Raw genomic sequence first — 571 nt, forward strand, 5'->3', positions numbered from 1 at the left:
TCTGATTTGTCAGAACCACCAAATAGTTTTTTAAATATACTCATTGTCTGTTGTCGGTTTTAGGGTTGCCCATAACGTTTCGCAGATAGGCGATGTGGCGGATTATGAACACCGAACTTTCTGCAAGCACTAAACTTGATTTGAAAAACAAAACTTAATATTAACCGAGAACCCGCCATATTGCCTATGTGCTGTTATAGGTAGGGCTTCTCACAAATTTAAATAAAATGGAAATAAAATATTCTAAAGAACAATTTGAAGGATTTACACATAGATTTATTGTGAAATTGAAAGTTGATAATGATTGGAGAAACGATACTAATATCCATCTCTATTCAAATTCTGATAGCTATCAAAACTTAGAAGATTTCATCAATGAGAAAAAGTCTGAAAAAGTGATTGCTTTTGATATTTTTCACAGAGCAACAAAAGAGCAAGACGAAATGGCTTCTAAACTTATTGATGAAACGTTAAGCGGTATTTAGCCTTACCTATAACGTTTTGCAGGTTTGAGAATTTGCGGTATTGCTTGCAGAACCAATGTCGCACCCCACAAAACTAAATGAAAAGA

General features: G+C 34.0%; 1 protein-coding gene. It reads left to right on the forward strand.

All coding sequences use genetic code 11. The annotated features are described in order from the left end of the window. Nucleotides 1-227 precede the first annotated feature (227 nt). On the forward strand, nt 228-485 hold the full coding sequence (locus I5M32_RS16615) for a hypothetical protein (protein WP_200588294.1): 258 nt from the start codon (nt 228-230) through the stop codon (nt 483-485). Nucleotides 486-571: the final 86 nt, after the last annotated feature.

Source organism: Pedobacter segetis (assembly GCF_016623585.1).
Taxonomy (GTDB): domain Bacteria; phylum Bacteroidota; class Bacteroidia; order Sphingobacteriales; family Sphingobacteriaceae; genus Pseudopedobacter; species Pseudopedobacter segetis.